Origin of the sequence: Devosia lacusdianchii (assembly GCF_022429625.1) — a bacterium.
Lineage (GTDB): Bacteria > Pseudomonadota > Alphaproteobacteria > Rhizobiales > Devosiaceae > Devosia > Devosia lacusdianchii.
This window is the reverse complement of the sequence record NZ_CP092483.1, coordinates 2,823,226-2,847,839: the sequence shown is the minus strand read 5'-3', so window position 1 is coordinate 2,847,839 and position 24,614 is coordinate 2,823,226. Positions and strand designations below refer to the sequence as shown.

At 62.4% G+C, this 24,614-nt stretch carries 27 protein-coding genes; 5 read left to right on the top strand and 22 right to left on the bottom strand.

Annotated features, from left to right (window positions below):
- Positions 1–39: 39 nt before the first annotated feature.
- From MF606_RS14045 to MF606_RS14000, 10 genes are all read right to left on the bottom strand, one after another.
- Positions 40–765, bottom strand: coding sequence for a FadR/GntR family transcriptional regulator (locus MF606_RS14045; protein WP_240229972.1), 726 nt, complete (start codon positions 763–765; stop codon positions 40–42).
- Positions 766–834: 69 nt separating this feature from the next.
- Complete coding sequence (locus tag MF606_RS14040; protein WP_240229971.1) at positions 835–2,034, bottom strand: aminotransferase class V-fold PLP-dependent enzyme; 1,200 nt, start codon at positions 2,032–2,034, stop codon at positions 835–837.
- A 1-nt stretch (position 2,035) separates the two neighbouring features.
- Positions 2,036–2,923, bottom strand: coding sequence for an ABC transporter permease (locus MF606_RS14035; protein ID WP_240229970.1), 888 nt, complete (start codon positions 2,921–2,923; stop codon positions 2,036–2,038).
- Positions 2,920–3,849 (bottom strand): ABC transporter permease, encoded by a 930-nt coding sequence (locus tag MF606_RS14030; protein WP_240229969.1) that lies wholly within the window; start codon positions 3,847–3,849, stop codon positions 2,920–2,922. Before MF606_RS14030 ends, MF606_RS14035 begins: the two co-directional genes overlap by 4 nt.
- A gap of 178 nt (positions 3,850–4,027) precedes the next feature.
- Positions 4,028–5,785: an ABC transporter ATP-binding protein gene (locus MF606_RS14025; RefSeq protein ID WP_240229968.1), complete on the bottom strand. Its 1,758-nt coding sequence runs from the start codon at positions 5,783–5,785 to the stop codon at positions 4,028–4,030.
- A 70-nt stretch (positions 5,786–5,855) separates the two neighbouring features.
- Positions 5,856–7,460: a peptide ABC transporter substrate-binding protein gene (locus MF606_RS14020; RefSeq protein WP_240229967.1), complete on the bottom strand. Its 1,605-nt coding sequence runs from the start codon at positions 7,458–7,460 to the stop codon at positions 5,856–5,858.
- Between the two features lie 242 nt (positions 7,461–7,702).
- Positions 7,703–8,059: an SH3 domain-containing protein gene (locus MF606_RS14015; protein ID WP_240229966.1), complete on the bottom strand. Its 357-nt coding sequence runs from the start codon at positions 8,057–8,059 to the stop codon at positions 7,703–7,705.
- A gap of 40 nt (positions 8,060–8,099) precedes the next feature.
- The gene (locus tag MF606_RS14010; RefSeq protein WP_240229965.1) at positions 8,100–8,462 is read right to left on the bottom strand and encodes a hypothetical protein; all 363 of its coding nucleotides are present in this window, start codon (positions 8,460–8,462) and stop codon (positions 8,100–8,102) included.
- A 442-nt stretch (positions 8,463–8,904) separates the two neighbouring features.
- Positions 8,905–9,414 (bottom strand): pyridoxamine 5'-phosphate oxidase family protein, encoded by a 510-nt coding sequence (locus tag MF606_RS14005; protein ID WP_240229964.1) that lies wholly within the window; start codon positions 9,412–9,414, stop codon positions 8,905–8,907.
- Between the two features lie 580 nt (positions 9,415–9,994).
- Positions 9,995–10,189 (bottom strand): hypothetical protein, encoded by a 195-nt coding sequence (locus MF606_RS14000; protein WP_240229963.1) that lies wholly within the window; start codon positions 10,187–10,189, stop codon positions 9,995–9,997.
- A 153-nt stretch (positions 10,190–10,342) separates the two neighbouring features.
- Between MF606_RS14000 and MF606_RS13995 the strand changes: the two genes are divergently transcribed.
- Both MF606_RS13995 and MF606_RS13990 read left to right on the top strand, forming a co-directional pair.
- A complete protein-coding gene (locus MF606_RS13995) occupies positions 10,343–10,879 on the top strand; it encodes a hypothetical protein (protein ID WP_240229962.1) in 537 nt (178 codons plus the stop codon).
- A 309-nt stretch (positions 10,880–11,188) separates the two neighbouring features.
- Entirely contained in the window at positions 11,189–13,096 is a 1,908-nt protein-coding gene (locus MF606_RS13990) for an NACHT domain-containing protein (protein ID WP_240229961.1), read from the top strand.
- A 218-nt stretch (positions 13,097–13,314) separates the two neighbouring features.
- Here MF606_RS13990 and uvrB read toward each other — a convergent pair whose 3' ends face one another.
- From uvrB to MF606_RS13970, 4 genes are all read right to left on the bottom strand, one after another.
- Positions 13,315–15,873, bottom strand: a complete 2,559-nt coding sequence (uvrB, locus tag MF606_RS13985; protein ID WP_420842263.1) for an excinuclease ABC subunit UvrB — start codon at positions 15,871–15,873, stop codon at positions 13,315–13,317.
- Between the two features lie 208 nt (positions 15,874–16,081).
- Positions 16,082–16,945, bottom strand: coding sequence for a DMT family transporter (locus tag MF606_RS13980; protein ID WP_240229959.1), 864 nt, complete (start codon positions 16,943–16,945; stop codon positions 16,082–16,084).
- A gap of 164 nt (positions 16,946–17,109) precedes the next feature.
- A complete protein-coding gene (locus tag MF606_RS13975) occupies positions 17,110–17,580 on the bottom strand; it encodes a DUF3597 domain-containing protein (protein ID WP_240229958.1) in 471 nt (156 codons plus the stop codon).
- 213 nt (positions 17,581–17,793) lie between these two features.
- Positions 17,794–18,192 (bottom strand): hypothetical protein, encoded by a 399-nt coding sequence (locus MF606_RS13970; RefSeq protein ID WP_240229957.1) that lies wholly within the window; start codon positions 18,190–18,192, stop codon positions 17,794–17,796.
- Between the two features lie 325 nt (positions 18,193–18,517).
- Here MF606_RS13970 and MF606_RS13965 point away from each other — a divergent pair, with 325 nt between their 5' ends.
- Complete coding sequence (locus MF606_RS13965; protein ID WP_240229956.1) at positions 18,518–18,730, top strand: cold-shock protein; 213 nt, start codon at positions 18,518–18,520, stop codon at positions 18,728–18,730.
- Positions 18,731–18,878: 148 nt separating this feature from the next.
- Here MF606_RS13965 and MF606_RS13960 read toward each other — a convergent pair whose 3' ends face one another.
- From MF606_RS13960 to gstA, 8 genes are all read right to left on the bottom strand, one after another.
- Entirely contained in the window at positions 18,879–19,460 is a 582-nt protein-coding gene (locus MF606_RS13960; protein WP_240229955.1) for an SH3 domain-containing protein, read from the bottom strand.
- 125 nt (positions 19,461–19,585) lie between these two features.
- Positions 19,586–20,236, bottom strand: a complete 651-nt coding sequence (locus MF606_RS13955; protein WP_275693085.1) for an SH3 domain-containing protein — start codon at positions 20,234–20,236, stop codon at positions 19,586–19,588.
- A gap of 155 nt (positions 20,237–20,391) precedes the next feature.
- Positions 20,392–21,045: a peptidase inhibitor family I36 protein gene (locus MF606_RS13950; RefSeq protein ID WP_240229954.1), complete on the bottom strand. Its 654-nt coding sequence runs from the start codon at positions 21,043–21,045 to the stop codon at positions 20,392–20,394.
- 106 nt (positions 21,046–21,151) lie between these two features.
- Positions 21,152–21,541 carry an acyl-CoA thioesterase gene (locus tag MF606_RS13945; RefSeq protein WP_240229953.1) on the bottom strand — a complete coding sequence of 130 codons (390 nt, stop codon included), beginning with the start codon at positions 21,539–21,541 and terminating at the stop codon, positions 21,152–21,154.
- Positions 21,538–22,137 carry a thymidine kinase gene (locus MF606_RS13940; RefSeq protein WP_240229952.1) on the bottom strand — a complete coding sequence of 200 codons (600 nt, stop codon included), beginning with the start codon at positions 22,135–22,137 and terminating at the stop codon, positions 21,538–21,540. The genes MF606_RS13945 and MF606_RS13940 overlap by 4 nt, the downstream gene beginning before the upstream one ends.
- Positions 22,138–22,261: 124 nt before the next feature.
- The gene (locus tag MF606_RS13935) at positions 22,262–22,468 is read right to left on the bottom strand and encodes a tautomerase family protein (protein ID WP_240229951.1); all 207 of its coding nucleotides are present in this window, start codon (positions 22,466–22,468) and stop codon (positions 22,262–22,264) included.
- Between the two features lie 10 nt (positions 22,469–22,478).
- Positions 22,479–22,868: a nuclear transport factor 2 family protein gene (locus tag MF606_RS13930; RefSeq protein WP_240229950.1), complete on the bottom strand. Its 390-nt coding sequence runs from the start codon at positions 22,866–22,868 to the stop codon at positions 22,479–22,481.
- On the bottom strand, positions 22,865–23,479 hold the full coding sequence (gene gstA, locus MF606_RS13925; RefSeq protein ID WP_240229949.1) for a glutathione transferase GstA: 615 nt from the start codon (positions 23,477–23,479) through the stop codon (positions 22,865–22,867). The genes MF606_RS13930 and gstA overlap by 4 nt, the downstream gene beginning before the upstream one ends.
- Positions 23,480–23,607: 128 nt before the next feature.
- On the opposite strand from gstA, the gene MF606_RS13920 reads away from it, so the two are divergent.
- Positions 23,608–23,961, top strand: a complete 354-nt coding sequence (locus tag MF606_RS13920; protein WP_240229948.1) for a winged helix-turn-helix transcriptional regulator — start codon at positions 23,608–23,610, stop codon at positions 23,959–23,961.
- 259 nt (positions 23,962–24,220) lie between these two features.
- Positions 24,221–24,610, top strand: coding sequence for a DUF2147 domain-containing protein (locus MF606_RS13915; RefSeq protein ID WP_240229947.1), 390 nt, complete (start codon positions 24,221–24,223; stop codon positions 24,608–24,610).
- Positions 24,611–24,614: the final 4 nt, after the last annotated feature.

Sequence of the window (24,614 nt, the reverse complement as noted above, 5' to 3'; positions counted from 1 at the left end):
GTTCTCACCTCTCCCCCAAAAGGGAGAGGTGAAGAAGGCTTACCCCAGCTTGCCGTCGTCGATGATGGCTTTGACTTCGATTTCCACGGTGTCGAGCAGGCGGTTGATTGCCTGGACGGCCAATTCGGCGTCGGCGGCGACGATGGCGTCGGCCAGGTCGCGGTGGAAGGGGAACGATTCAAGACCGAAGTTATCGGCGGCGAAGGGGGACTCGTTGCCACGCTCCAGCGCTCGGCCGAGGTTGAACAGAATCTGCCCATACATCGGATTGCCCGAGGCATCGTAGATGGCGCTGTGGAAGGCGTGGTCGACTTTGCCCCATGAGCGGCCGGCATTAACCTCGACCAGCAGCACATCGCAGAGGTGCGAGATTTGCTGGCGCTGGGCGGGCGTGGCGTTGATCGTCGCCTTGCGCACCACGTCGTTTTCGAGCGTACGGCGGATTTCCATCAGGCGCAGCAGCGCCTCGCCTTCGAGGCGGACCATGGTGGGGACGAGGCCGCGCGAGGTCTGGACGCGGGCCGACAGATAGGTGCCATCGCCGCGGCGGCGGCGGATGATGCCGAGGCCTTCCCAGCGGTTGAGGGCCTCGCGGATGGTGGAGCGGCCGACGCCGAGCGTCGCGGCAAGGGAAACTTCGGGTGGCAGGCGGTCGCCAATCTTGAGGCCCGAACGCTCAACCATTTCAGCGAGCGCGTCGAGCACGGCCACGCCGCGCGTGCGGGTTTCCAGCGGTTCCAGATAGGTCAATGCTGCCCGAGTCACCGCACGCTTCCTCCTGGTGTGCCGCAAGCCAGCGGCACACACACCACAGTTCGCGCCGTTTGTCAGCCTTTACGAGGCTTTGCGGCTTCCGGCGGCTTTCAAGTCGAGCAGTTCGGTGACTGCCTCGATCAGCAAATCCATCTGCGCCTTGGAATTGTAGCCCTGTACCGAGACGCGGACGAAGTGGCCGTCCTTCCATTTGAGGACGGGAATTTCGATGTTGTGGCGCTCCAGCAGGCGATCGTGGATGTCGACCGGATCGCATTCCGGGATGGGCATCGAGACCATCTGCGGGGCGGAGAATTCCGGGCTGCTGATCGGGGGCAGGCCGGTGATCTCGCCAAGGCGGCGGGCGGTGTCCTGGGCCAGAGCCTGACAGTGGGCGGAGATGGCCCACCAATCATTCTCCTTGCGGTAGTCGAGCGCGGCGGCGACGGCCAGCCAGGCGGCCGGATCGCGCGTGCCCTGCATTTCGATCTCGTCGATGAAGGGCGAATTGCCGAAGGCGCCCTTGGCGCCGGGTTCCTTGGAATCCTTGGTCCAGCCATGCGAGATGACCAGCGGATTGAGCATGCCCTGCAGTTCGGGGCGGGCATAGAGGAAGGCCGAGCCCTTGGGCGCCATCATCCATTTGTGGCAATTGCCCGAATAGAAATCAGCCCCGATGGCGTCGAGATCGAGCTTGATATGGCCGGGGGTGTGAGCGCCGTCGATGATGCTCCAGATGCCCCGTTCGCGGGCGGCGGCGATCGAGCGTTCGATGGGGAAGAGCAGGGCGGTCGGTGAGGTGATGTGGCTGAGGAACAGCACCTTGGTGCGGTTCGTGAAGGCGTTGACGATGGTGTCGGTGAACTGCGCTTCTGACGTCAGTGGCAGGGGAATATCGACAACCACGACCTCGGCCCCAGTCTTACGGCAGACATAGGCCCAGGTCTTTTCCAGCGCCGAATATTCGTGGTCGGTAGTGAGGATCTGGTCGCCGGGCTTGAGGTCGAGCGACTGGGCGACGATGTTGAGTCCGGCCGTGGCATTGACGACGCCGGCAACGTTGTCGGGACTGGTGCCGAGTTCTTCGGCAAGCGCTACGCGAGGCGCGCGCATGAACTCGCTCAGGCGACGGCCGAGAAACTCGACGGGCTGGCCTTCGAGCTCGAGCTGCCAGTTCTGGTAGGCTTGGAATACCGGGCGCGGGCAGGCGCCGAACGAGCCATGGTTGAGAAAAACGACATCCTCGCGGAGGAGGAATTGCCGGGCGAGATTGGAGGACAATTCAACGGCCTTTCAAAGTCGGATCGAGGGCATCGCGCAGGCCGTCACCGAATAGCGTCGTCGCCAATACGGTGATGGCGAGCGCGGCGGTCGGAAAGACCGCCATGTGCCAATAGAAAAACATGTAGTCGATGCCATCGCTGATCATCTGGCCCCAGGTCGGCGTGGGCGGTGGCACGCCTATCCCGAGGAAGCTGAGGCTGGCCTCGAGCATCATCGCCAGGGGAATGGCGAGCACGAAACCGACGATGATCGGAGAGATCGAATTTGGAATGAGATGACGGCGAATAACGTACCAGGGTGAGGCGCCCAGAGCCTGGGCGGCGCGGACGAACTCCTTTTCACGAAAGGCTTTGACCTGGGCGCGGACGAGCAGGCACACGTTGACCCATCCAAACAGCGCCGCGATCAGGATGATGGTGACGTACCCGCCACGCGTGAGCGCGCCGAGCAGCATGGCGGCCAGCAGCGGCGGGACCACCGAGAACAGCTCGATGACACGCATGATGAACCAGTCGGTCTTGCCACCGAAATAGCCGGCCAGAGCGCCGAGCGGAATGCCGATGACGACACTGAAGACCGCAGCGGCAAAGCCAATGGTGAGCGAGACGCGCGCTCCGTAAACGATGCGCGTGTAGAAATCGCGGCCCAGGCCATCGATGCCGAACCAATGCTGCGCCGAGGGGAAGGCCAGGCCTTCGGTAAGGAACAGCTGCGCGTCTGGCGGCACGGGTGTGATCCAGGGCGCGAAAATTGCCATCAGGATCAGGATCCCCAGCACGATGCCGCCGACGATGGCGGCCTTATTGCCCGAGAAGCGGCGCAGGGCGAACCAGAGCGGGCTGCGCTGGCGGTACTTCTGGGGGGTGGTGACGGTCTCGACGGTCATTCTGCGCCTCCGACGCGGATGCGTGGATTGATGAGGGCGTAGACGATGTCGGAGAGCAGATAGGCGATGCAGTACATGAAGGTGATCATCAGCATCAGGGCCATTTCTAGGGGGTAGTCGCGGACCTCGATGGAGGAGACGAAATAGGCGCCTAGGCCGGGCACGCGGAACATGGCTTCGACGAAGATCGAGCCGGTGGCGGTGCCGATGAACATGGGCAGGAACACGGTGACCAATGGGATGGCCGAATTGCGCAGCACATGCTGGAAGATGATGCGCCGTTCGCTCAGGCCCTTGGCGCGCAGCACGGTGACGAACTGCTTGTTGAGCGTGTCGAGCATGGCCGAGCGGGTGTAGCGGGCATAGGTGGCGAGCGGGATCAGGGCATAAGCGACGATCGGCAGGATCCAGCGTTCGGGCTTGCCCCAGCCATTGGCGGGAAGCCAGTTGAGCCAGATGGCGAAGACCAGGATCAGCAGCATCGAGGTGACGAAGACCGGGATGGTGAGGCCCAAGGTCGCCAGGGTCGAGGCGAAATAGTCGATCCAGGTGTTGCGGTTGAGGGCGGCGGCCATGCCGAGCAGGATGCCGAGCGGCGCGCCGATGACGACGCCGAGGCCGCCGAGGACGAGGCTGGGCACCCAGGCGCGGGACAGAAGTTCGGTGACGGTTTCGCCGGGGCTCTGATAGGGCACGCCGAAATCGAAATGCAGCACGCCCCACATGTAGCGGAGGTACTGGATGTGCAGCGGCTGATCGAGGCCGAGCTGGGCCATCAGCTTGGCGCGGACGGCCTCGGAGACCGGCATGTCATTGGCGTCGAACGGCCCGCCCGGGATGGCGTGCATCATCAGGAAGATGATGAGCGAGACGACGATGAAGGTGACAGCGACGGAGACGAGGCGGCGGAGGATGTAGGTCAGCATTGATTGCCCTCCAATGGCCGGTGAGCGTGGCCCCACCCCCTCCTAGCCTTCCCCATCAAGGGGGAGGTATCTGCCAGCGGGTGCGGTGCAATAGTGCCCAAAATGCCGAGCGGCACCTCCCCGCTTGCGGGGGAGGTTGGGAGGGGGGTGGGGTTGGCGAGATGCATTGTAACCTCCCTCATGTCGTCACGATCGCTTCGACGCGGTGATTGGGAGCGATGGTCACCAGTTGCGGGCTGGCATTGGGGGCCAGGCCGGTCTGGATGACGGTGAAGCGCGGGGTTTGGGCCTCGATGTCGCTGGCGGCGAGGAAGGTGCGCTCGCGGCGGTCGCGCGGATTGGTCGCCGGGATCGCATCAAGCAGGGCGCGCGTATAGGGATGCTGCGGGTCCGAGAAGATGCGCTGGGTCGGCGCTTCTTCGACGACGCGGCCGCGATACATGACCACTACCGTGTCGGTCAGGGATTTGACCGTCGAGAGGTCATGGCTGATGAACAGGATCGACAGCCCCATTTCGGCCTGAAGTTGCTTCAGCAGGCCGATGATCTGCGCCTTGACCGTGACATCGAGGGCCGAGGTCGGCTCGTCGGCGACGAGCACCGAGGGCTCCAGAATGAGGGCGCGGGCGATGGCGACGCGTTGACGCTGGCCGCCGGAGAGTTCGTGCGAATAGCGGGAGCCGAAATTGCGCGGCAGGCCGACGCGCTCGAGCCAGTCGAGGGCTTTCTCGGTCTGTTCGCGCGGCGTGCCGATGCCGTGAATGTGCAGTGGTTCGGCGATGATCTGGGCCAGGGTCATCATCGGATCAAGGGCCGAGTAGCTGTCCTGGAAAACGATCTGCATGCGGCGGCGGAAGGATTTGAGTTCGGCGGGCTCAAGGCCCGAGATATCGGTGCCGTCGACAAGTATCTGGCCGCCACTCGGTTCGGTCAGGCGCATCGCCATCAGGCCGGTCGTGGTCTTGCCGGAGCCGGATTCGCCGACAATGGCGACGATCTTGTTGCGCGGCAGCACGACATCGACGGCGCGGACAGCGTGGAAATCGCCATAGGTGTGGAAGAAACCGGAGCGCCGGCGGATGCGATAGGCCTTGGCCAGACCACGCAATTCGAGCGCCGGGGCGGCCGTGGGATCGCTGTCCTTGGAGGGCTCAAAGCTGGAATGGAGGCTGGCGAGCAGGGCTTTGGTATAGTCGTGCTTGGGGGCGTCGAAAATCTGCTGAACGGGACCTTCTTCCATGACCTCGCCATTATACATGACCAGCACGCGATCCACGGTTTCAGCGATGACGCCCAGATCATGGGTGATCATGATCAGGGCCATGCCGAACTCGGCCTGCACCTTCTTGATGAGATGGAGGATCTGCGCCTGGATGGTGACATCAAGCGCGGTGGTCGGCTCGTCGGCGATCAGCACTTTGGGCCGACAGGACAGCGCCATGGCGATCATGGCGCGCTGCAGCATGCCGCCGGACAGCTGATGCGGGTAATAGCCGAGGATATCGGCGGCGTTCTTGATCTCTACGCGGAGCAGCAGTTGTTCGGCCTCGGCGAGCGCTTCGCGTTTACTGATCTTGCGGTGGGCAATAATCGTCTCGGCGATCTGGTGGCCGATGGTGAAGACCGGATCGAAGGCGGTCATCGGGTCCTGGAAGATCATCGCGGCGGCGCGGCCGCGCATGCGGGCCAGGTCTTCCTTGCCAGCCTTGAGAACGTCGATGCCATCGAGCTTCAGCGATGCCGCGGTGACATTGGCGGTCGCGGGGAGAAGGCGGAGCAAGGCGCTGCACGAGACCGATTTGCCGGAGCCGGATTCGCCGACAATGCCCAGGCTTTCGCCTTCGTTGACGGAGAAACTCACGCCACGTACCGCATCGATCTGGCCGCCGTATTGGCTGAAGCTGACCTTGAGGTCGGAGATTTCCACGAGGGGCATTGGCCTGCCTTGCTGGAGAGCGGGGCGCTTCCCGGCCTTGGGGATCCGGGAAGCGCTGGCGCGATCGAAACTACTGCTTCGTCAGATGGGTGAAGAAGTAGTGGGCAAGGCGATCGAGCGAGGTAAAGCCGAGCTTGTTGGGCGCGGCCGCGTCGCCGCCGAGCTGGTCGGAGATAACGGCGATGGTGATCGGGTGAACGAGCGGGACGATGAGGCCCTGGTCGATCATCACCTGCTCAGCCTGAGCATAGAGCTTGACGCGTTCTTCCCAGACCGGCTCGGAGTCGGCCTTGGCGACCAGCTCGTCATATTCGGGGATGAAGTAGCCGTGACGGCCGCCATTGTAGAAGATGCCGTAGAAGTTGGACGGATCGAGGTAGTCGTATTCATAGGGCGCGATGAAGATGTTGTTCTTCTTGCCGCGCAGACCATCCATCCATTCCGGGCCCGGCAGCGGGCGGACATTGAGGTTGATGCCCAGGACTTCCTTGAATTCGGCCTGCAGGTATTGCGCCATGGCGGGCACGATAGCGCCGTTGTAGCCACCCTCGTCGCGATACCAGATTTCGACATCGGGGAAGCCTTCGCCATTGGGGAAACCGGCATCGGCCAGGAATTGCTTGGCCTTTTCCGGGTCGAAGGTCGCCTGGGCGACGACAGACTCGCTGTAGCCGGGATAGCCGGGCGGCAGGATCGAACCGGCCGGGATGGCGATATCCTTGAGCACGGTTGAGGTCAGCTCGGCACGGTCGACCGCATAGTAGAAGGCGCGGCGAACGTTGACGTCGTTGAACGGGGCGGCATCGAGATCGTACGAAATGTACGAGGTGGCGAAGACGGCGTTCTTGCGGATGCCATCGGGGAAGCGCTGGGTCGCCACCGGCACCTGGCCGGTATTGAGGAAGGAATAATCGGAATCGCCGGCCAGGAATGCGGGGAGGCCGACTTCGGGGGCGTTAAGCGTCGGATCGAGTTCCAGGCGATCGATCACAGGCGACCAGGGGCCGGTATAGGTATCGGACTTGGTGAAGACGACGGAATTGTTCGACTTCTCCCAGCTCTCGATCTCGAACGGGCCGGAGGATACGATGGACTCGACATTGACGGCCCAGTCATCACCAAGCTCATCAACCTTGTGCTTGGGCACGGGGTACCAGAGGCTGGTGACCGATGGCAGATAGGGTTTGGGGGCGACGGTGGTGACTTCGATAGTGAGGTCGTCGACAGCCTTGAGGCCGAGGGTCGCAACGTTGGCAGTGCCTTCGGTGACTTCCTTCCAGCCCTTGATGCCGCCGGCAAAATCCCAATACCAGGCAAAATCATAGCCTGAGGTGGCGGCGCGCTGCAGGGCGAAGACGTAGTCTTCCGCGGTCAGCGGTTCGCCATCGGACCAGACGAGGCCGGCGCGCAGCTTGAAGGTCCAGGTGAGGCCGTCCTCGGACTGGCTCCAGCTTTCCGCCGCCATCGGCGTCAGCTCAAATTCCTTGTCGAAGGTCGCGATCGGGATCTGCAGCAGTTCGGAGCCGGTGCCGCGATCATAGACTGTTTTCATGTAGTCCATGTAGGTGCCGGCGGTGGATCCGCTCGGTGCGATGACGGTCGTCTGTGCCAGTGCCGGCGCGGTCAAAGCCGTCGCCACGGCAAGCGCGCCGGCGATTTTCAACAATGCATTCATGGAAGCTCCCTCCTTGTGCAGAGCCAGTTCTTGGACGTTCCCGAGTGCCGGCGCCTCGTCGGGAGCCGGTCATTTTGCGCAGATCGAATTTCCCTCGAAATCTGCCTAATGACATATGTCTGACAAATGAAGGTGGGCTTGGCAAGCCGGGTTGTGGAGAAGAGGGTGGTTGTGGGCGTGAGGCTCGGCTGCTCGATCCGGGCGCGGCGGTTGTGGCGCCCGCTGCGTTCCGCCGGTGGCTGCTACCAGCCGGGGCCGGAGAAGTCGGGGGGCGTGACGTTGACCAGGCCGCGGCCGACTATGCCTGATCGCCGGACCCAGCCTTGGTCGGGGATGCGGCACCATTGGGTGGCGCCGGCGCCGCCGAGCGGATAGCCGGCATCGCCCCAGCTGCCGAAGGCGGAATCGGAGTCGGTCTGGGTGCAGTGGTCGATGGGGATTTCGCTGCCGTCGGCGACGCGACCAAGGATCGGATAATCGCCGCCCGGCCCGCTATGCACGGCGATATTCCCGCCGGAGACGCGCGCCGTGATGGTCAGGGCGTAGGCGGGTGCGGTGGCTGCGATGAGGGCGAGGGCGGTGAGGACGGCTTTGCGCATGGCATTGTGATGCATCCCCGTGGTGGCGGTTTCAAGGCGGTCAGCTCGTGGACGTGCCGTTGGCGATATGCAGGGCGGCGGCGCGCTTGCGTCCGTCTTCGGTCAGGTGTTGGTAGCGTTCCTCGAAGGCGAGGCAGGCGGCTGTCAGCTGCGCCACCAGGATGGCGAGATCGGCCTGGCTCATGGTGGCATCGGGACTGACCAGGATGAATTGCGGCAGGTCGGCATGGCGGTGGAACAGCCGGTTGGCGCGATTGAACAGGCCATTGAGCGTGAACAGCGTATGGGCGTGGCAGGCACCGGACGGCTTGGCGACGCGCAGCACGTAGTTGAAGGCGGCGAGGTCGCGGTTGAGCCGGTTGTAGCTGGCAATGCCGCGATCGCCGAGATGGGGGAGGGTCAAGGTCGTCTCCTCGTTGTATTCCGGCCGATGATAAGGCGGCAGCGGGGAGCGGGGATAAGTGGGATCGCGGACATAATTGTGCGCCGCCCGGCTTGCGCCAGCGGTTGTACGGAGCGTAAGCGCCCGCGGGAGCGCAGATGCGCCCGCGGCGGGTAATGGGCGGCCTTTGGCTCGATCCAGTTTACAAACTCAGGGAGCCAAGGGCCGCCCATCACGGATCTGGAGCTTTCTCACTGGGTCCGGCTAAGCGGGACTATTGTTGCAAGCCCGGTTGCCGACTTTCTGCCCAGCCAAACGGGCGCCCCCGTCTCCAGCCTCCCCGCCCGAACCCTGCGTCGGGGCCGCGTGTTGGCGGGGATGGCTGGAGTATGCGGGAGGGATTGGGGGCGGGGATAAGTTTTTTTGGCGGGCACCGTCCCGCGCCGGCGGGACGGCCCTGCGACTAGAGCTTGACCTCGGCATTGTCGCCCATTTTGGGGGGCGCGCCGGTCACGGCGGCGACGGCCATCTTGGCGAAGGTGACGGCGGCATTAGGGCTGTCCCAGAGTTCGCCATCCTCGGGGGTGACCGTGATCAGGCGAATGGAGGGATCGTTTTCGTCATTCCACCAGGCCTTGTCCCAGTCGGACCAGAGGCTGGCGATTTTGGCGCGGTCATTGCTGAGCTTCGCCTTGCCGGCGATCACCACATATTTGTGGCCGCCGCTATCGACCCAGGCGAGCGAGACGGTGGGGAAGCGCTCGATCTCCGCGTTCTTGTGGCCTTCCACGTCGACCAAGAAGTGGATGGCATTCTCCTCGCGGAAGACGCGGGCGGAGAGCGGCCGGCTGCGCTGGTTCTGCCCGTCCCACGTCGTGAACATGCAGATGTCGATCTTCTTGGCGAGTTCCCAGATGCGATCGGTCACTTCGGCCGGGGTCTTCTTGTTGTCGTCGGGATGTTCCTTGGCCATGGCTTGGCGCTCCTGCTGTGGGCAGGGGTAATGGCTGGCGGGGCGGGTGGTTGCGGCGGCCGGACGCTATTGGCGGATTGTGAGCGTGTTGGTGCCGCGGATGATGACCAGTTCATAGGGCTTGCTCAGAAGGGTGCGGCCATATTCGGGCTCGAATTCGGCGAACTTGAACCCTTCGAGTTGTCCCGTAGGGCAAATCGCTCCGGTGGAGCGATTTGAGACGAGAAGGCCGCGAGGCTGCGCCCGAGTGGCGGGGCCTCGGCCATCTGGCTGGCTTCGAGCCGTCCCGCAGGGCGGAGCGCTCCGGTGGAGCGATCCGAGGCGAGAAGGCCATGAGGGCTTGAAGCGACCCGAAGGGGCAAATCGCGCCAGTGGCGCGATTTAAGCGAACAAGGCCCGAATGGCGGGCAAGGGAAGCCATGATGGTTCCGCAAATGCAGTTAGGACCTATTTGCAAAGCGTGTGGCGTAGGGGAGAGAGGGAGGGAGGCAGCAGGCAGGGGGAGGGACGGATGAAGGGAGCCAGCGGCGTCGGACTGAGGCGGGTTGGTGTGGCGGCGCGGCGCGTGGCGTGGCAGCGGCTATTGGCGGATGGTCAGGGTGTTGGTGTCGCGGATGATGACCAGTTCATAGGGCTTGCTCAGGCGGTAGCGACCATATTCGGGCTCGAACTCGGCAAACTTGAAGCCGGCTTCGGCCATCTGGCTGGCCTCGGCCAGGGTGAGCGGCAGCTCGCGGGTGGTGCGGTTGGCGAGTTCGGTGGTGAAGGTGGGCATGGCGACCTCGACAGATAATGTTCCTGTTTTGTTCTAGCGTGTGTCGGGGTGCGGAGTCGAGAGGGGCGGTGATCACAAGGTGAAGTAATGAGCGGCGGGGTCAGCCATGACAGCCGTATTGCGTGCGGCTATGCTGATCTGGGGGAGGGGGCAATGCAGACGATCGTGCTTCATAACCGACTTACGCCAGGCTGGCTGGTCATGCTGGCCGTCAAGCTGGGCATCGGCCTGTTGCTGCTCGGGGCGGGCGTGACGGCGCTCGTGCGCGGCAACGCCTCGGAGTCACATTGGCTGACGCTGGTCGGGGGGCCGGCCATGATCGCGGCGGGCCTGTTCGACCTTCGGCTGCTGCTGGACCGCAGGCCGCAGCTGACGCTGACGCCGGAGGGCCTGCTGGACCATCGCATGCGCGAACCCCGGCTGGTGCCCTGGGCGCGCGTGGTGTCGATTTTCCATGACAGCACCAATGGGCACAGGCTGCACGTGACGCTGTCCGGTCTCGACCCGGCGCTATTTACGGGGCCGGGGACGGAAAAATCGCTGGTGTCGGGCAAGGACGTGGTGGTGACGCTCGAACATGTGGATGTGTCGTTCAACGACCTGGAGCGGCTGGTGCACCAGGTGGCGCCGGGCGTGGTGTTTTCGAGTTTGACGCGGAAGCAGCACGACGCGCAGGGGCGGGTGGGGTAACTTTCTGCTCCTCCCCCCAGGGGGGAGGCCGGGTGGGGGTGCTGCGGTGCCAAGAAAGAAACCCCCACCTAGCCTCCCCCTGCAGAAGGGGGAGGGACCGATCGGGGATGCGGCTCGGGCGGTGGTCTGGCCACGGAGCAGCCCTCTTCAGGGGGGGCGGGTGGGGTCTCTAAAGAGTATACCTCCTGCAGACCGCAGAGCTTAATTATGTGGGTAACAAGAGATACATCACTAGATGGCGTGATTTGTACAAAAAAAGCATGCATGCATGCGTGCACGTGTTACTGCGTTGTTGCGCTGGAGAAGAAATTGACTGACCAAGCGACAGAAGCCGCGTTTGCCGCTACCGCCGCTCAGATGGCGAAAGAATACGTCGATAGCACTCTGTCGCAAGTGTCGCGGATGGTCAAAAACCAGATTCTCCCGCATCTGGTCGACTTTAGAGAATACATGTCAGTGACCTACCGGAAGTGTAACTCGATAAAACTGATCGTAGATCGGGATCAGGTGCATAGACTTGATGCAATCTATGTCAAAGGCAAGTATACCAACGGTGGTCAAGCGTACGATGACGACGATCTTGCGGACATGGTCCGACAGTCTGGTCGAGTGGTAGTTCAGGGTTTTGGTGGTATTGGAAAAACAGTATTACTAAAGTATATTTGGCTATGCATTTTCAAGTCGTCGGAAGGAAAGATTCCCCTATTTATTGAGCTAAGAAGGCTCAATGAACTTAAAGCCGTAGACCTTCTCTCGTTCATCAGGGCCAGCCTTGCTCCGAGTGGGCAGCCAATGTCGGAAGAACAATTTAGTACATTGCTCCGCGCAGGGAGGTTCATTTTTCTCTTTGATGCCCTCGACGAGTTAAACGATGAGCTAAAGACAGAAATTGAGAAGCAAATACTTGGATTGTCCTATACATATGGTGATTGCGGTTTTCTTGTTTCTAGTCGACACGATGCGCGCTTCCAAAGCTGGGAACAGTTTGTTGTATTCCAGTCTAAGGCGTTTGATCGGGCCCAGATCGAAGACGTCATTAAGAAGGTCCCATTCGACATAAAAACTAGAAACAAGTTTCTTGCTGAAATTATCCAGAAGAAATTTGAGCGCTATGAAACATTCTTAAGTACCCCGTTATTGGCGATTATGATGCTAATAACATTCGATCAGTTTGCTGACATCCCCGACAAAATTCATATATTCTATCGTTATGCTTTTCAGACCCTGTATACTTTACATGATGCCGGAAAGGAGTCTTTCAGAAGGAGAAGAAAATCTGGTCTAAGTGAGGATGACTTCACTAAGATATTCTCTATTTTCTGTCTGGCGACTTACATGCGTCGAGCAATCTCATTTGATCGCCAACGCTTGATTGAGGAAATTTTGGTCGCATCGCGGCGGGCGGGAGTAACGGTCAACGCAGCAAAATACGTAGAGGAAGTGCTCGAGTCTGTGAACCTAATGTACGAGGAGGGTATCATGATATCCTTCACCCACCGTTCGTTCCAAGAGTACTTTGCGGCCTTTGCGCTTACCAATCACTTCGCAAACGACTTTGGTCGCCTGGCTGGTCGGATACCCAATGCGAGGTCTGACTCTGTATTCTCACTGGCCTATGAGATGAATAAGGAATTGGTCGAGGACGCCTATCTCGTACCGACATACGAGCAATTCCGCTCAACTTTTCCTGACTTCTTTAACAAGGATTGTCCAGAGTTGACGCTGGTAGGTCATTTGGGTCTGAATTATCTGGTGTTTATGGGCCATCGGTCAAACAAGAATTCGCTGATGTCTGAGCGTTATTCAGTGGCTCCATTCGCTGATTTTATTAAGCGTGCCGCTGCATTTCTTCCGGACCTGCGCGGTATTAACGTCGGCGAAACGCAGTTGACCACCGATTTTGAGCCTGGCTTTAGGAGGCTTTGTATCAAAATCTCCGAGTTGGCCGGATATGATCAGAAAGTAGTTGCCCCATTTGTTACGATGGCACTGGATAGTGGAAGGGTCACCGTCGAAGGTAATGGGGATACTCGATGGCAAGCTGAATTAGGAAGTAGCCTGCTAAGTATGTGGCTCGAAGATAAAGCCGCGAAAAAGATGATAACAGAAGCAATCGGGAGTTATCGATTGTTGTCGTCGAAGGTCGATGCAGCAATGAATGCTGTGAAGATGCGATCTTCGCAGCGAGGCGAAACTTTGGATGAACTCCTCGACTAATCGTCGTGATCGAGCGGCGCGGAGCGATGGCGCGGTTAGTTCACCTCCCCACTCAACGTATCTAGCTCCATCTCTCGCAGCCAGTTGACCTCGTCGCGTAGCCTTGCTGAAGCCATTCGGGCGTAGCCCTCATGGCCTTCTCGCCTAAAATCGCTCCACCGGAGCAATTTTGCCGCCGTAGGCGGCCGGTTCGAAGTCTCGAAAATTCGAGAAGGCCGCTACGACACCTCTCCCGACAAGGTATCGAGTTCCATTTCGCGCAAGCGTTTGACCTCGTCTCTGAGGCGGGCCGCCTTCTCAAACTCCAAATTCGTCGCCGCTTCGCGCATCTGGGCTTCCATGTCCTTGATGACGGCCGCCAAATTCGCGCCGACCTGGACCTGTTCCTTGCCGTCCTTGCCTTTGCCAATTGATATCGTGACGTGGTCCTGTTCGTAGACGCTGTCGACGATGTCGTGGATGTTGGAGCGGACGGATTGGGGGGTGATGCCGTTGGCTTCGTTGTAGGCCATCTGCTTTTCGCGGCGGCGGTTGGTTTCGGCGAGGGCGCGTTCCATGGAGCCGGTGATCTTGTCGGCATAGAGGACGACCTTGCCGTCGACGTTGCGGGCGGCGCGGCCGATGGTCTGGATCAGCGAGGTTTCGCTGCGCAGGAAGCCTTCCTTGTCGGCGTCGAGAATGGCGACGAGGCCGCATTCGGGGATGTCGAGACCTTCGCGCAAAAGGTTGATGCCGACGAGCACGTCGAAGGCGCCCAGGCGGAGGTCACGGATGATTTCGATGCGCTCGATGGTGTCCACGTCACTGTGCATGTAGCGGACGCGGATGCCCTGTTCGTGCAGGTATTCGGTGAGGTCCTCGGCCATCTTCTTGGTGAGGACGGTGAGGAGGGTCCGGTAGCCGGCCTTGTTGGTCTGGCGGATTTCGTCGACCACGTCATCGACCTGGGCCTTGGCGGGGCGGATTTCGACCGGGGGGTCGATGAGCCCGGTGGGGCGGATGACCTGTTCGGCGAAGACGCCGCCGGTCTGGTCCATTTCCCATGAGCCGGGCGTTGCGGAGACATAGACCGATTGCGGGCGCATGGCGTTCCACTCCTCGAAGCGGAGGGGGCGATTGTCCATGCAGGAGGGCAGGCGGAAGCCGTATTCGGCCAGGGTCGCCTTGCGGCGCAGATCGCCGCGATACATGGCGCCGAGCTGGCCGATGGTGACGTGGCTTTCGTCGACGAAGACCAGGGCATTGTCGGGCAGGTATTCGAACAGGGTCGGTGGCGGCTCGCCGGGGCGGCGGCCGGAGAAGTAGCGGGAATAGTTCTCGATGCCGGCGCAGGAGCCGGTGGCTTCCATCATTTCGAGATCGAAGAGGGTGCGCTGTTCGAGGCGCTGGGCTTCGAGGAAGCGGCCGGCGCCGTTGAGTTCTTGGAGGCGCGCTGACAGTTCGGCGCGGATGAGCTTGAGCGCCTGATTCATCGTGGTGCGCGGCGTCACGTGGTGGGAATTGGCGAAGACGCGGATGAAGGTGAGGTCGGCGGACTTCTTGCCGGTGAGGGGATCGAATTCGGTGATGGACTCGATCTCGTTGCCGAAGAGCGAGACGCGCCAGGCGGCGGCTTCGTAGTGGGCGGGGAAGATTTCGACCGTGTCGCCGCGCACGCGGAAGGTGCCGCGAACGAAGCCAGTGTCGCCGCGCTTGTATTGCAGGGCCACCAGCTTGGCGAGCAGCTCGCGCTGGTCGATCTTCTGGCCCTTCTGCACGTCGATGGTCATCGCGGTGTAGTCTTCGACCGAGCCGATGCCGTAGATGCAGGAGACGGAGGCGACGATGATGACGTCGTCGCGCTCGAGGATCGCGCGCGTGGCCGAGTGGCGCATGCGGTCGATCTGCTCGTTGATGGTGGATTCCTTCTCGATATACGTGTCCGTCCGGGGAACATACGCCTCGGGCTGGTAGTAGTCGTAGTAGGAGACGAAGTATTCGACCGCGTTGTCGGGGAAGAAGGACTTGAACTCGCCGTAGAGCTGGGCGGCGAGGGTCTTGTTGGGGGCAAGGATGAGGGCCGGGCGGTTGGTGCCGGCGATCACCTGCGCGGCGGTGAAGGTCTTGCCCGAGCCGGTGACGCCGAGCAGGACCTGGTCGGTCTCGCCATTGTTGATGCCTTCGATGAGCTCGGCGATGGCGGTGGGCTGGTCGCCGGCGGGCTTGTAGTCGGTCTGCATGCGGAAGGGGCGGGCGAGGCCGCGCTTTTCGAGCAGGTTCGATGCCTTGTGCGGCACCCAGGGGGAGGAGCCTTCCACCTCCTTGCGGCCATGCAGGATGATCTGTTCGAGCGCCTTGACCGTGGCGGTGACACCGACGGTGGTGGCGTTGGAAACGTCCTCGTTATTGCGGGCCTTGTTCTTCTTGACGGAGGCATCGAGGGCTTCGCGCAGCCTGGCCTGCGCCTCCGGATCGGCTGCTGCGGCGCGGGAGATTTCCCGGGCGCTGGGCTTGTGGCCGAAGCCGGCCTGCTCGGTTTCGCCGAAGCCGAAATCGATACGGTCGACCGAGTTGATCTTGGTCTTGTTAGTCCGCGCCGACATGCCGGTGGCGGTGTCGTTGTTGGATTTGGTGGTGCGGCGCTTTTCGAGGGCGGTCTTCTTCTTTTCGGCGGCAGCCAGGGCCTTGCGCGCGTCTTCCTCAGCCTGCGCAGCTTCGGCGGCGAGTTTTTGGTCGGCACGGTCGAGGGCGCGCTTGTTGCGCATACGCTCGGCGTAAAGCGGCTTATTGGCCGCCATGTCCTCGGCCTTCTCGATTTCGCCGAGGAAATCGTCGATGGAAAAATCAGCTTTGCCGGGACGTGCGGACTTGTCGGCCATGGGAAGCTCGCGATCTGGGGAAGCGACTCAAATGGGGAACGAGACGCGGTAATGCAATGTTCCCCAAACCATAGCGTCTATCGAACGGAGAGGGAACAGGGGCTGCTGACAGGTGGTGTCAGCAATATCAGCGGGCGAAGCGGCGGGCGCCGGCGACACAGAGGATGACGCCGACGGTTACCACCAGCATCATGGCGCTCACCGGTTCGTGCAGCAGCGTGGCGGCCAGGGCGAGGCCGAAGAAGGGCTGCAGTAGCTGCAATTGGCCGACGGCGGCAATGCCGCCCTGGGCCAGGCCGCGATACCAGAAGACGAAGCCGATCAGCATGCTGAACAGCGCGAGATAGGCGAGGCTGAGCCAGGCGGGCCATTCGATATTGGCGAAAGTCGGGGGGCGGTAGACCAGTAGCAGGATCAGCATGATCGGCAGTGAGAGGACGAGCGCCCAGGAGATGACCTGCCAGCCGCCCAGCCGGCGCGAGAGCTTGGCGCCTTCGGCATAACCGAGGCCGCAGACGATGATGGCCGCCAGCATCAATGCGTCACCCAGTGGCGAGGCAGCGAGACCCTGCATCAAGGCAAAACCGGCGACCAAGGCGCTGCCGAGGGCGGAGAACAGCCAGAATGCCGGTTTGGGTCGTTCACCGCCGCGCAGGACGCCGAAGATGGCGGTGGAGAGCGGGAGCAGGCCGATAAAGACGATCGAATGGGCAGAGGTGATATGCTGCAAGGCGAGAGCGGTGAGCAGGGGAAAGCCCACCACGACGCCAAGGGCGACGATCAGCAAGGAGGCCAGGTCAGTGCGGGCGGGGCGCTTCTCCTTGAAGGCCAGCAACAGGGCGAGGCCGAGCAGGCCGGCTATGGCTGCACGGGCCACGGTGAGAAAAACCGGATCGAACTGCATGACGGCAACGCGCGTGGCCGGAAGCGAGCCGCTGAAGATTACGACGCCGATGAATCCATTGATCCATCCGCTTGTTGCCTTGTCCATGCAGGCTCTCCCTCACGAGTGACCGTAAGACGCAAATGTTTCGGATGGCTTAGGGCCATTCGACATTCAATGATGCCGGCCAGGCTGAGGATGAGGTCTACCGGATTTCCGCGTAGACCTCATGGAGAGCTGGTCTGCCTGCGAGCGGCAGCCACGCTGGAGCGTCAGGCCAGCATGCTGGCCGGCAGAGTGCCACCATTAGCGGCAAGTTTGGCGATGACCTGCTTGTGCAGCCAGATGTTCATGCTGGCGGAATCCGAGGTGTCGCCGGTATAGCCTAGCTCGGCGGCCAGGGCCTTGCGGGCGGTCAGCGAGGAGTCGAGGTCGAGCGCCTTGAGCAGGTCGACGATCGAGGTCTTCCAGTTCAGCTTCTGGCCGGATTTGGCGACGGCGGCATCGAGCACGGCGGCGACATCGACCGGCTGGGCGGGCGCTGTGGAGGCTGGCGTGGCCGCGGCGGTCTTGGCTGCTGCTGCATCGGCAGCGACCTTGGCGGCCGCCGCCTTGCCGATGGCGATAGCGGCTTCATTCGCTGCGGCAGCAGCGGCTGATGGCGTTGCCGACGCTGGGGTAACCGCAGCCGAAGCAGCCGGAGCGCCGAAAATACGGCTCTTGATGTCGTCGAAAATACCCATGGTCGATCTCGCTCCTGATTGTTGCTCCACTCTGGCCCAGCCCGGTTCGTCGGGCAAGGCCAAGTGTCGGGCAAGTTGTTAGTTGGCGACCGGGCCGAAAATCGGGCGAAAGTCAGGATGGGCAAAGATGTGGCGGGTGTCGGTCCAGAAGCGGCGTCGTCAGCGGAGGCGGTGGCCGAGCGCCGTCCCCGCGTCGGCGGCGCCCGGTTTCGGCTATTCGGCGGGATGGGCCACGACAGCCGGATGGGCGGGCATCCAGACGATCCAGGCGAAAAGCAGAACACCGACGAAGGTGAGCAGTGAACTGCCGGCGACGATCGGCTCGAGGGCGGTATTGCCCGTCAGTACCAGATAGAGCGAGATCGCCATGACAACGACGCCTATGGTGTAGACCCAGTATTGAACCAGCGGCGGCAGGCCGGTGGCCTTGGCCGGGTTCAGCGCGTAGTAGCCGCCGAATATGGCGCTGGTGACCCAGCCGAGCAGGTTGATATGGGCATGGGCGCCGATGACGTTGTGGTTCTGGCTGATCGACATTTGCAGCCCGAGGCCGATGCCGACGATCAAGAACAGGATCGCGGAGCGGAAGAAGAGTTCTGAGATTTTTGGCATGATGTGTCCCTCAAATGACGGGTGCTGCCAAGTCCCTCACGCGGCACACCCGCGGATAGCCAGAATACCGCTGAAATGCCCAGGATTCCAGCGGGTTCGAGGGATTCAAGGCGGGCGGGGATGAGCGCCGAAATGGTATTGCCTTGTCATTGCCGCAGTTTCCTGCGACAATCGCAGTTACGTTTTCAGCCTAAGTCGGCTGCCTGACACCGGTTTCGCCGGTTTGGCTACCTTCTCCTCGTGCGAACGTGCATCCGGCCGGCATGTTGCCATCCGGAAACCGCTCGTCCGCATGCGACACGAGCCTATACTCAGGATTACGACCATGGCCACCATCACTGGCACCGTTAAGTTCTTCAACGCCACCAAGGGCTTCGGCTTCATTTCGCCCGAAGACGGCGGCAAGGACGCGTTCGTTCACGTTTCCGCCGTTCAGCGTTCGGGCCTGCAGGGCCTGTATGAGAACGACAAGGTGACCTACGAGCTCGAGACCGGCCGCGACGGCAAGGTTTCGGCAACGAACCTGACGCTGCTCTAGGCGTCAAAACAGTCTGGCGCGGCGCGGCTCACAAGGCAGCGAAGCGCTAAAGGGCCACCGCGATGTTGAAAACGCGGTGGCCTTTGCTTTTCCGGCATACAAAAATGCCGCCCTTGGGGGCGGCGTTTTTGTTTTGGGACTTCGCCGATCAGTAGATGCGAGCGGAGGAGAGGCTGTTGACCAGATACTGATCGAGAACCGGCTGGGACTCGATGATGCGCTCGCAATAACTCTGGAAGAAGCGGTCGCGGCAGGCGGCGACTGAGACGTTGCCGGTGAGCTGAACCGAGCGGAAGTGGTTGTCCATGTTCAGCAAGGCGAGGTCGTTGAAGACGCGGCCGGGGCCAGCGCAGAGGCTGGTGCCGGTGTAATTGGCGCCAGTGAAGAAGCAGACCGAGCCGGGGCCGCCGGCCGGGTAATCGGGATTGATGCCGCCCGGCCAGTCGGTAGAGGTGCGGCCAAAGGCGATGGCGCCCATGCCGGTCCAACCGCGACCGCCGTCACCATCGACCACGCACCACAAGCGTTGGCAGCGGAGAACCCGGATGGCGACATCGGCGGCGATCTCGCCGGTCACTCCATAGGCGGCGCCGGGGCCGGAGCGCAGCACCAGCGGGCGGGTGCTCCAGGCGTGGCTGCCCGTGTCGGAGCCGGCGAAAACGGGTGGCGCAACGGCCAGAAGCGCGATCAGGCTAACAATCAGCGAAGCGAGGCGACTGAATAGACGCATGCGTGGAATCCCGTCGGCTGTAAAAATCAGCGGCACACTAGCCCGGCCTTTGTCCGACTCCAAGGGGGCAAACAAAAAGGGGCGCCGGCTGAACCGGCGCCCCTCGATCGGCTTGATGCAGGCGCTTAGCGGACGCGAATCGAGACGATGTAGTCGTCGAAGTCGCCCAGCGAGGAAGCGCTGGTGGTGTAGGTCCGGCAGTTCCGGAAATTGCTTTCCGAGCAGACCTGAACCTGCAGGCCATCGGGGTTTTCGATCGAGGAGATCTGGTCAGCCCAGTCGCCGAGGTTGCGAATGCTTTCGCCCGATTCCAAGCAGGTGCTTTCGCCACGGAAGCGGGTGCGCTCGTAGAAGCAAACTTCGCTGTAGACCGGCACGACCGGCGGGGCGATGACCGGCGGGCGCGGGTTGCCGACGCCGATATTGACCGACGGGCCACCGGGGCCACCGATGTTGAAATCGAAGGACAGGCCGGGCTGGCTCGGATTGACCGGGCTGCCGCCGGCGCTGAGATAGCTGGCGGAAACCCAGCCGTCCGGACCATTCTTGGCGATGTAGCACCAGGAGCCCTGGCACTGCTGCACGTCGACCTGGGTGCCGCGACGCACGGTATCGACGACACCGTAATTGGTGCCGGGGCCGGACCGCACGTTGACATTGCTGGTCACGACGCCGGGGGCGGCGTAGGCGGCGGGGAGAAATACCACCGCGGCCGTTGCCGCGACGGCAACACCAGTGGCGATATTCAGCAACATCCGGCGCGTGCTACGATTCATATCTGGACTCCTCTCGCGGAACCGGCCGGTCCCGGGGATCGGGACGACGCTTTGCAGCCGGTACGCATCAGCTTTGTTGTCTGGGAAACGAGGGCGGAAAGAAAAGAGTTCCGCCCCCGGCAAAATAGTCGAATCAAATCCGTATCTTGGCCGGGTCAGTAAACCTCAACTGAGGACGCGCGGCGATCCAATTGACTCGGCAGACGGCTCGAGCTCGAGCGCAGCGTGATGCAGTTGCCATAGAGGTTGCGATCGCTGCACAGGTCGACCCGCGCGCCACCGAAAACCTCCACCGAACGAATGCGGTTATCCCAGGTGCGGAAGGAGTTGAGGCTTTCGCCTTCCTCGAGGCAGAAGCTGGACCCACCGAAATTGCGTTCGCTGTAGAAGCATGCGCCGGCGTCTTCATAAATCGGCGGCTGGGGCTGGGGGCGCGGCGGTTGGGGCTGCGGCCACGGCTGAGGCTGGGGCCAAGGCTGCGGTTGCGGCCACGGCTGGGGTTGTGGCCACGGCTGAGGCTGGGGCAGGGGAACCGGCTGCGGTTGCGGCTGGCTGCCGCCACCGGAGAAGTAGAGGCCGCCTTCCTGCATATAGCCGCTGGCGCCGCCACCGGAGATGTAGCACCAGCCGCTGCCGTCGCAGCTGGCATCGACCTCGGTTCCGGACTTGATGATGCCGATGGCGTTGGGTGAGCCGGGGCCGTCAAAGTACTGGGCATCGACTCGAACCTTGGCCGTGGCGGCATGGGCGGCCACGGCGCCGGCAAGGATCATGGCAAGAGCCAAAAGGCCGAGGCGGAACGATTTCATGGTGGTCTCCCGAAATTCTGGCGAGGCGAAGTGGCCCCGATGGCGCTGTTTGATCACACCGCAACTGAACGCTGTCTGAACGAATTCGTTCAGACAAAATAGCGTCTTATGCCGGGTCGATCGGGCGCTTCTGGCCGTCTTCGCCGATGGAGACATAGACGAAACGGCCCTGGGTGACTTTGACCCGATCAGAGAGGCGATTGCGGCGGGCCCAGGCTTCCATGGCCACGGTGATCGAGGTGGTGCCGACCCGCTCGACGGTGGTGTAGATGCACAGCACGTCGCCGACCTTGACCGGGGCGATGAAGGTCATCGCTTCGACGGCGACGGTCACGGTGCGGCCCTTGACGCGCTCGACTGCGGCGATCGAGCCAGCGATATCCATCTGGCTCAGAACCCAGCCGCCGAAGATGTCGCCGGCCGGATTGGTATCGGCCGGCATGGCAAGGGTGCGGATGGTCAGAGTGCCCTGCGGCTCGGCAGAGTCTGGGGTCATGCGGACGGTCCTTTCACGGGCCAGCGGCCAACGGCTTCTTCCCAGTGCTTGCGGCAGAGCGAGACATAGACCGATTTTTCGATCGAGACCTGCTCGCCCTCGGTCAGCACCCGACCCTCGGTGTTTTGCCTGACGACCATGGTTGCCTTGGCACCGCATTCACAGATGGTGCGAATTTCGCGCAGCACATCGGCGATGGCAAGCAGCTCGGAGGAGCCGGGAAAGAGCTGGCCGCGGAAATCGGTGCGGAGGCCGAAGCACATGACCGGGATTTTGAGGCGGTCGCTGACGCGGGCCAGTTGCCACACCTGGGCGGGCGTGAGGAACTGGGCCTCGTCGACGAAGACGCAGTCGACCTTGCCGGCTTCGGTATGATCGCGGATGGCCTGGTAGAGATCGTCGTCGGCGCCGTACAATTCTGCGGCTTCGGAAATGCCGATACGCGAGGCGATCAGCCCGATGCCGTTCTCGACATAAAGTGAGGACGTGTAGAGCAGCGGCCGCATGCCGCGCTCGCGGTAATTGTAGGCAGCCTGCAGCAGCAAAGTCGATTTGCCGGCATTCATGGCGGCGTAGGAAAAGTAGAGCTTGGCCATCGATCGTCCCGTTCCGCCCCGTTGTGCCGGACGGAGGAAGACGGCGCGAGGGGCGAAGCGAGGTGGTCCACAGGTAAATGGACGACGCGGCTTGGTGCCGCGCCGTCCGGATGCGCTGGTGGAATCAGGTGCTGGCGCGACGGCGGTATTCCTCGACGGGGAGCCCGCCGATGCCCCAGTCTTCCAGGGCGACTTCGTCGATGACCACGAAGGTGGTGGCCGGGTTCTTGTTGAGGACGCGTTGCAGCAGTTCGGTGGTGCCGGCGATGAGCTCGGCCTTCTGCGCGGGGGTGGCGCCCTCGCGGGTGATCTTGATGTTGACGTATGGCATGGCGTTGTCCTCAGGGTGCAAGTGGTTCGGCGTGGAAGACTTTGGCGACGATCTGCCAGCGGCCGTCAATCCAGAGCAGGCTCAGTAAGTCGACATAGGCATTGCTGCCAATGGCGCAGTGTACGCGCGCCAGGGCGGTGGTGGGGCCGGCAAAGTCGATGGCGGCCACGCGGTCGCGCCGCTGTTCGTGGCGTGCCGCCGGTGCTTCGCGCCGATCGACGATGGGGAAGTACGCGTCCATGGTGCGGTGGAGCAGGGCTCCGTCGACAATGGCGGCATAGGTGGCGCTGGGGTGGAACACGTGGCGCAGGCGTGCGGTGTCGCTGAAATAGAGGCCGTCGAAATAGGTGTCGAGAACCGCCAGGACGGCGTCGAAGCGATCTGCGTCAGTGCCGGTCAATTGGTCAGGCCCTCCGCCAGCAAGGCGGCCCGGGCGGCTGGACGCTCGGCGACGTGGGCCAGGAAGGCGGCGAGGCGCGGCCAACGGGCATAGCCCAGGCCAACCGCCTCGACCCAGCGACCGACCGCGAAGAGATAGGCGTCGGCAACGCCGAAGCGCTCGCCTAGGAGATAGGCGCGACCGTCGGCGAACTGCGCCTCGATATGGTCGAGCCGGGTGGAGAGGCGAGCCTCCGCGCCGGAGCGCTCGGCCTGGCCCAGCGGCGTCGGGGCGAAGAAGGGGCCGAAGGCCTTGTGCAATTCGGAGGCCAGGTAGTTCAGCGCCTCGATCAGGCGGGCGCGCTCGAGAGTGCCCCATTGCGGGGCGAGGCCGGTTTCAGGCCGGGTATCGGCGAGGAACTGGAGGACCGCCGCGCCCTCGGTGAGCACATCGCCTTGCGGCAGGCGGATGGCTGGGACGTAGCCCTTGGGATTGATCGCGCGAAAGTCGGCGCCGGTTTCGGTGCGCTTGGTATCGGTATCGACGCGTTCGATCGAAAAGTCGGTGCCGAGCTCGTGCAGCACGATGTGGGCGGCGAGCGAGCAGGCGCCCGGCTTGTAGTAGAGCTTCATGATGTCCTCAGGTCTGGTGCCGGCTTGGCGGCGACGGGCGGACCCTAGATTTCAGCAGTTACCATTGTAAACTACACAACCTCATGTTACCGAAATCACCGGTTTCCAGACGGTAACTCGGGTTTGCCATGCTGAAGATGCGAAAGAACCGGACGCCCGCGCCGCCGGACCATTGTCCGCTGACCGAATGCATGTCGGTGCTGGGTGGCGCCTGGACGCCGAACGTCGTCTGGCACCTGGACGCAGGTCCACGCCGCTTCAGTGAATTGCGGGCCGATATTCCGGCGATTTCGGCCAAGGTGCTGACACAACGCCTGCGTGATCTCGAACAGAAGGGCGTGGTGAGCCGGGTGGTGAAGCCGACCTCGCCGCCGTCGGTGGAGTATGCGCTGACGGAGCTTGGGCGTGACCTGGGGCCGGCCATCAAGGCCATTGTCGAAGTGGGGCACAAGCTCAAGCTCAGCCGGGGCGAGATCATCTGAACCAAAAAAAGAGGCCGCCCGGCGGGCGGCCAAGATGCCGACTGGATCGGCGAGGAAAACCGGGGTTGGCGGCCGGGTTTTCCAAATGGCCGGGCGCGACGTGGGGACGTGGGGCGCGGCGGTTCCGGACCGCATGGGGGGAGGCCAAGAACAGCACGACGCTAGTTAACTTGTGTGACGGCGGCATGACGGGCTTCGTTCAGCGGCGGTTCAGATGGAAACCGGCAGGCTGGTTATCCCCAATGCGGAGATTTCTGGGATGAGAGTACTGGCTCGCGGCCTCATGGCCCTCGGTTTGATTGTGGCCACGGTCGCGCCTGCGCTGGCCTCGCCGGTAGGCGTTTGGGAAATCGAGATGCGGGATTCCCGCTACAAGGTGGAAATGTGCGGCGACGGCACGCAGCTTTGCGGCACGCTGATCTGGCTCGGCAATGGCGCCGACAATGCCGAGAACCTGCCCTATCTCAATACGCTGCTGATCGACCACGCGCCGCAAAGCGGACCCAACCGCTGGAAGGGCACGCTCAACCTCTATGGCAACAAGGCCACGGGGACGATTACCCAGGTCAGCGAGGATCAGATCACACTCAAGGGTTGCGTGCTGCTGGTGGTGTGCAAGACGTACCAGATGTATCGCTACGCGGAATGAGGTA

Excerpts from the sequence above, each read along its gene's own strand:
- MF606_RS14035 (WP_240229970.1), bottom strand. The coding sequence starts at position 2,923 with ATGACCGTCGAGACCGTCACCACCCCCCAGAAGTACCGCCAGCGCAGC.
- MF606_RS14030 (WP_240229969.1), bottom strand. The coding sequence starts at position 3,849 with ATGCTGACCTACATCCTCCGCCGCCTCGTCTCCGTCGCTGTCACCTTC.
- MF606_RS14025 (WP_240229968.1), bottom strand. The coding sequence starts at position 5,785 with ATGCCCCTCGTGGAAATCTCCGACCTCAAGGTCAGCTTCAGCCAATAC.
- MF606_RS14020 (WP_240229967.1), bottom strand. The coding sequence starts at position 7,460 with ATGAATGCATTGTTGAAAATCGCCGGCGCGCTTGCCGTGGCGACGGCT.
- MF606_RS14015 (WP_240229966.1), bottom strand. The coding sequence starts at position 8,059 with ATGCGCAAAGCCGTCCTCACCGCCCTCGCCCTCATCGCAGCCACCGCA.
- MF606_RS14005 (WP_240229964.1), bottom strand. The coding sequence starts at position 9,414 with ATGGCCAAGGAACATCCCGACGACAACAAGAAGACCCCGGCCGAAGTG.
- MF606_RS14000 (WP_240229963.1), bottom strand. The coding sequence starts at position 10,189 with ATGCCCACCTTCACCACCGAACTCGCCAACCGCACCACCCGCGAGCTG.
- MF606_RS13995 (WP_240229962.1), top strand. The coding sequence starts at position 10,343 with ATGCAGACGATCGTGCTTCATAACCGACTTACGCCAGGCTGGCTGGTC.
- uvrB (WP_420842263.1), bottom strand. The coding sequence starts at position 15,873 with ATGGCGGCCAATAAGCCGCTTTACGCCGAGCGTATGCGCAACAAGCGC.
- MF606_RS13980 (WP_240229959.1), bottom strand. The coding sequence starts at position 16,945 with ATGGACAAGGCAACAAGCGGATGGATCAATGGATTCATCGGCGTCGTA.
- MF606_RS13975 (WP_240229958.1), bottom strand. The coding sequence starts at position 17,580 with ATGGGTATTTTCGACGACATCAAGAGCCGTATTTTCGGCGCTCCGGCT.
- MF606_RS13970 (WP_240229957.1), bottom strand. The coding sequence starts at position 18,192 with ATGCCAAAAATCTCAGAACTCTTCTTCCGCTCCGCGATCCTGTTCTTG.
- MF606_RS13965 (WP_240229956.1), top strand. The coding sequence starts at position 18,518 with ATGGCCACCATCACTGGCACCGTTAAGTTCTTCAACGCCACCAAGGGC.
- MF606_RS13960 (WP_240229955.1), bottom strand. The coding sequence starts at position 19,460 with ATGCGTCTATTCAGTCGCCTCGCTTCGCTGATTGTTAGCCTGATCGCG.
- MF606_RS13955 (WP_275693085.1), bottom strand. The coding sequence starts at position 20,236 with ATGAATCGTAGCACGCGCCGGATGTTGCTGAATATCGCCACTGGTGTT.
- MF606_RS13950 (WP_240229954.1), bottom strand. The coding sequence starts at position 21,045 with ATGAAATCGTTCCGCCTCGGCCTTTTGGCTCTTGCCATGATCCTTGCC.
- MF606_RS13945 (WP_240229953.1), bottom strand. The coding sequence starts at position 21,541 with ATGACCCCAGACTCTGCCGAGCCGCAGGGCACTCTGACCATCCGCACC.
- MF606_RS13940 (WP_240229952.1), bottom strand. The coding sequence starts at position 22,137 with ATGGCCAAGCTCTACTTTTCCTACGCCGCCATGAATGCCGGCAAATCG.
- MF606_RS13935 (WP_240229951.1), bottom strand. The coding sequence starts at position 22,468 with ATGCCATACGTCAACATCAAGATCACCCGCGAGGGCGCCACCCCCGCG.
- gstA (WP_240229949.1), bottom strand. The coding sequence starts at position 23,479 with ATGAAGCTCTACTACAAGCCGGGCGCCTGCTCGCTCGCCGCCCACATC.
- MF606_RS13920 (WP_240229948.1), top strand. The coding sequence starts at position 23,608 with ATGCTGAAGATGCGAAAGAACCGGACGCCCGCGCCGCCGGACCATTGT.
- MF606_RS13915 (WP_240229947.1), top strand. The coding sequence starts at position 24,221 with ATGAGAGTACTGGCTCGCGGCCTCATGGCCCTCGGTTTGATTGTGGCC.